6 protein-coding genes are annotated in these 4,685 nt (G+C 37.2%); 5 read left to right on the plus strand and 1 reads right to left on the minus strand.

Features of this window, described 5'->3' with window-relative positions:
- The 5 genes from AAC147_RS07850 to AAC147_RS07870 all read left to right on the plus strand — a co-directional run.
- Nucleotides 1-452: hypothetical protein (locus tag AAC147_RS07850; protein ID WP_047686256.1), on the plus strand; the 452-nt coding region annotated here is incomplete at its 5' end.
- A gap of 984 nt (nucleotides 453-1,436) precedes the next feature.
- Entirely contained in the window at nucleotides 1,437-2,123 is a 687-nt protein-coding gene (locus tag AAC147_RS07855; protein WP_052189828.1) for a hypothetical protein, read from the plus strand.
- Nucleotides 2,120-2,953, plus strand: coding sequence for a hypothetical protein (locus AAC147_RS07860; protein WP_052189830.1), 834 nt, complete (start codon nucleotides 2,120-2,122; stop codon nucleotides 2,951-2,953). The genes AAC147_RS07855 and AAC147_RS07860 overlap by 4 nt, the downstream gene beginning before the upstream one ends.
- Nucleotides 2,954-3,027: 74 nt before the next feature.
- Nucleotides 3,028-3,708: a hypothetical protein gene (locus AAC147_RS07865; RefSeq protein ID WP_047686258.1), complete on the plus strand. Its 681-nt coding sequence runs from the start codon at nucleotides 3,028-3,030 to the stop codon at nucleotides 3,706-3,708.
- A gap of 13 nt (nucleotides 3,709-3,721) precedes the next feature.
- On the plus strand, nucleotides 3,722-4,153 hold the full coding sequence (locus AAC147_RS07870; protein WP_047686260.1) for a hypothetical protein: 432 nt from the start codon (nucleotides 3,722-3,724) through the stop codon (nucleotides 4,151-4,153).
- 103 nt (nucleotides 4,154-4,256) lie between these two features.
- Here AAC147_RS07870 and AAC147_RS07875 read toward each other — a convergent pair whose 3' ends face one another.
- A complete protein-coding gene (locus tag AAC147_RS07875; RefSeq protein ID WP_255347691.1) occupies nucleotides 4,257-4,676 on the minus strand; it encodes an autotransporter outer membrane beta-barrel domain-containing protein in 420 nt (139 codons plus the stop codon).
- Nucleotides 4,677-4,685: the final 9 nt, after the last annotated feature.

The raw sequence follows: 4,685 nt of genomic DNA on the forward strand, positions 1-4,685 counted from the left end.
AAGTTTTTAGAGGTTCCCTTAAGTTGTTAAACTATTTTATCCAGCTTATCATGTTAACAGAAAAAGAAAATAAAAGACTTAATAAATGTCTTTTCCATTGTGTTGATGTATCCACAGATATAAGTAAATGTAGCTCGGAAGGTTTGGCATTAAGAGAGATTTTAAATGAAAAAATAAAAGGTAATAAGGTAATAGATATAGATTTTCATGATTTTTCAAAGTTACCTTGTTCATATCCAGTAATTGAAAATACTTTCAACACAGAAGAAACTATAGGCGTTCTGAGAGTTTTTGTGTTGATCATGGATACAATGCGCAGAGTCTTTATGAAAAAGAAGGTATTCATATTTTTCTGTGTTTGCTTCGGTATTCGTTACTTTACTTGTATTAAATGCGATGAAGTTAATCGTTTTATTGATAATTTAGCTGCTTGCAAATATGGTTCACTTTAAGTGCAGGCAGCTATATTTAAAATCGAAAAAAACAATAGACTAAGTTAATCCAGTGAGTGACTTCATTCTCGGTCATACCGCTCAATGCCACCATCAGGATAATGATAACCATCTAGATCATAATAACCATGTTTCCAGGGAGCCAAATCAGCCGTATTAGACAGTATGTTTACTATAACAAAGGAAATAATTATTACTGATATAGTAATAAATATACTGAAGCTTAGAATTGTTATAATCAATAAGCATAATGCAATTACTGGAATATGGCCAAGCCATGCGGGGATATTCATAGATTTTGCTTTCTTAACAGTAGTTGCATCCCACGCTCTTAGTCTCTTGAAAGCCACTTACAGAAATGTGCTGCATTTATTCCCCATTGTTCTCCACGTGACGCTGTTTTTGTTTTTTTCCTCATAATTACTCCCCGTTCCTAATGTTCTTTTTCTACCTCAATATGTTAGGTTGATTTTTGTTTGTTGTCCATGAGATGTATTGGATCAATGAAAAGTTAGATAAATCAGATTATTGTTCTATGTGCCGAAAAAAGTATAGACTCTACTTTTAATGTTCTATTTTTTATTACACACAGGTGACTGCTTTTATTTTTGCTATTTCATTGTTTTTATGGTTTTCAAATAAGATATTTTATTTTAAATTGCATTTATATGTAACTTTAAATGTATTTTAATTGTGTTTTTAATGTGATATTTTTTCCAGAAATAATGTTGAGAGGATTTAAATATAAATAATTTTTTTTATGTTATGTATGTTGACATTTGTTTGAATGTAATCTGGTTTGCAAATCTCAGTAAAAATAGCCTTTCAGAAATTGATGTTACTTTTTCTATAAAATAAGCTCTAAGCGTAAATAAGTCATTCCTATTATTTTCAAAACATAGTCAAAATTTGCTGTTGACCACATATCACACAAGATGTGGTTTTCGGTTAAAAATAAAATTTATACTTTAAAAGGATAATATAATGGCTAATATCAATACATTTCCTACAGATGGTGCAAAGATTATCAAAGGGCAACCCTTCAGTGTACTTGTTTCGATAACTGGTGAAAATGATATTAAGGACACGGTAAAGATCAGTGCTGATCTCCCATCAGGTATAACACTACTAAATAAATTTCCAGCCAAAGTTAATAATCAAGTATTTTCCCAGCAATTTATATTCCAAGCCGACGGAAGCGATAGCCATAAAAGAATCAGTTTTACTTCAGATTCACCGAAAATAGTAAAAAAAGATGTGACCTATATCCCTATGGATAATCCAGATATGAAACCAGAGAGTTGTTTACTAAGATGTGATACGGGTTACCTGTATGATTCAACACCCGCTCAGCCTTCAAGTAATCCCTCAGCAAGTAACCCATTTATTTCAGCGTCAATTAATCCGACGCTAGAAACGGGGGGAGCAGTTTTAACCTATGATATTCCGCTTCGTACAGCAGCTCCCCTGAGAATATTCATGGAAGAAACCATGACTGAAATTTTACCTTATAAGATTGACGAAAATAACCGCTCTTACTATCTGCTTCAAAAGACATCAAGCGCGGCTGTGAATCTAAAATATATGCCACTCCGGGCCTCTCTCAGTTCGTTGATATTGATACGATATTCAATGATGAGAAATTCAATCAAAAACAAGTCATATTTATGACATCTGTTCCAACTGATGTATCCGACAATCTTGAACCACCAGAGATTGAAGAAACATTTTTGTCTTCTACTTTAACAAGGCCAGATGAAGAAGAGGATTTTACTTTCCTGGTTCCGTACTACGAAGGGGCCAAAATCGGTGATTTTATAATCGGTTTTGTGACGGACGATAAAAAAGACATCTTAAAGAAAGAACTCTTCGTTGGACGGCTAACAGTTTTAGAAAACGGGTATTACAAATTTAAAGTCGATTACAGCGAGTTGTATCCAGGGGACAACCATATTTGCTATGTTGCGCTTAATCAAGTAGGGACACCGGAAAGATCCAGGCTTGACTACATAAATTATGATAACGGCGGTATTAACGGTCCAAATCCCAATGACGGGCACCGGACTTTGGTTGCTCCAAAGGTGTATGATCAATATGGTCGCTATATTGGAATATATAACCCAATTAATATCAATAGCATCGGCACAACAGGGCTTGAAGTTCGACTACTATCCGATCCTGGTAATCTAGATCATACAATTGCCGCAGGTGACAAGATCACGCTTAAGGTCTATATCTCGCATTATGTCGATATCCATCCAGAAAAAGCCCGTCCTTTACCGATTGTGATGAAATTCGTTGTGAAATCGACAGAAATAGTCAATGGCTATTATAAGACTATCATCCCGGCCGACAAACTGATGGGGTATGACTCAGCAGATGGTTATGATGTAGCAGTACTAACGATAGACTACAGTCGTCTTGCCCAGAATCAGAAATCGAAACTTTACACCAGAAGCTTCGGTACAGTGGCTCCTGGAGAAGGAGACTCGGTAGAGTAGCTCCTTAATCGGAATAGATGACTGCTATTTGGCAGTCATCTTTATTAAGCTAATTGTTTATGAAAGGTGACAGCATGTCTATAAATAACACCATATTGGACGCTCTCCTTGTTCCTCCTGCTTTACCACAAAGCAGCAATGGTATTATTGATGAATCAGAATTAAGTCAAGACGAGTTGGTCGTCATAATAAAGAGGCATGAAAAAGTTCGTATTGGATATCAAATTATTGTTCATTTGACACCATATCTATCATCAATACCGTTTTTTATCACAGATGAAAATATCGAGAATCCAACGTATCAAATAACCATTCCTTTTTCTGCTATTCCTCTCGGAAGCTATGATATTTTCTATACCATCACCGACTTGGTAGGGAATATAGCTAAATCTGAAAGTACTCACGTCACGATTAAAAAATCAGATTATCCGCAACCATTTCTTGAAGCAACGCTAATAATAACCGGATATCAGTCAATCGGTGACGAATATGAAATACTGACCATTCAGATTTACGATAAACAGACATCTGAACAAATCAAAAACACAGCCGTCTCTTATGAAGTAGAGCAAGCCATATACATAAGTGACGTGTCAGAAATTGGTTTAAACCCCGATACGATACATTCAATGTCAACAGATGAATACGGGCAGTTCAAAATAAATCTGAAAGGCGAGGTGGGAGGAAATTGTCTTATAAGGGTTACTGCCAATAATCGTGTCGGAAGCATAAAATATACTATGGGACAACGGTAAGGAGATATTAACAATGGCAACAAAGACACTTTATTTTCCGGGTATCAAAAATGGTTGGTATGTTTCATATTTCTTTCAGGTACTAGCTGGATATGGTTATACAGTGACTCTACAAGATGACGCCGGAAATACTTACGTCTCTTGGGAAAAAGCGGACGATGGAAGTGATGATCCAAATAGAGATGCCAATTCATTTTGGTACGAAGGGTCAGACGGAAAGCTTATATGTACCATTGATTGCCCAGAAAGCAGCCGTCTTGATAATACCTGGGCTGAAAGTATAATAACGCCAAATTCGGGGAACCCAACTCTGGGAAGAACCTATTGTGCCGCCTTTGAGGATAACGGCATTAAGAATAATCGCACTGACTACAGAATCGAATACAATAACTTATTTATCTGTCTGGTCGGGTGGTCTCACTACCACGACGATCACAACGAATAAATATCCATTTTGTAATCAGAAAAAACCTCCAGGAGTTCTCACCGTGGGATATGAAGGGTAGCATTCCCACGGTTTTCTGTTAATTCCTGTGGCTTTTACTTAATCACCACGTCATCCTTAGTCCAATTTTTGCACTCAGTTCATAGCTGTCTGCAAAATTATTCAGACTGGTGTTGACTGAAGTCTGACCATAGACGAAAGAATGGCTATCATTCCAACTGTAGGAACCCCCGATGCCTGTCTCACCCCAAGTGGGGGCATTCCCACTGAGGAAGGCAACATTAGCCACATCAACCGCGTCATTACGCCCCAGAAGTTCCTGACGAATGTTGAAAAGGGCGTAAAGATTAGCGGCTTTTCCATCCTTGCTCTGATCATCGTGCCACTTTTGGCTGTAGTCTAGTGTTGCGCCCAGGCGTAGTTTCATATTCCTGCTTCGATCAAAGCGGACTTTGGCACCAAATATGTCATGGAAGTTATTCATGTCGATGGAGGAGAACACGAGCTGCGCCTGCGGGGTCAGTGACCATTC

Origin of the sequence: Xenorhabdus sp. NBAII XenSa04 (genome assembly GCF_963866145.1) — a bacterium.
GTDB lineage: Bacteria > Pseudomonadota > Gammaproteobacteria > Enterobacterales > Enterobacteriaceae > Xenorhabdus > Xenorhabdus indica.

Excerpts from the sequence above, each read along its gene's own strand:
- AAC147_RS07855 (WP_052189828.1), top strand. The coding sequence starts at position 1,437 with ATGGCTAATATCAATACATTTCCTACAGATGGTGCAAAGATTATCAAA.
- AAC147_RS07860 (WP_052189830.1), top strand. The coding sequence starts at position 2,120 with ATGACATCTGTTCCAACTGATGTATCCGACAATCTTGAACCACCAGAG.
- AAC147_RS07865 (WP_047686258.1), top strand. The coding sequence starts at position 3,028 with ATGTCTATAAATAACACCATATTGGACGCTCTCCTTGTTCCTCCTGCT.
- AAC147_RS07870 (WP_047686260.1), top strand. The coding sequence starts at position 3,722 with ATGGCAACAAAGACACTTTATTTTCCGGGTATCAAAAATGGTTGGTAT.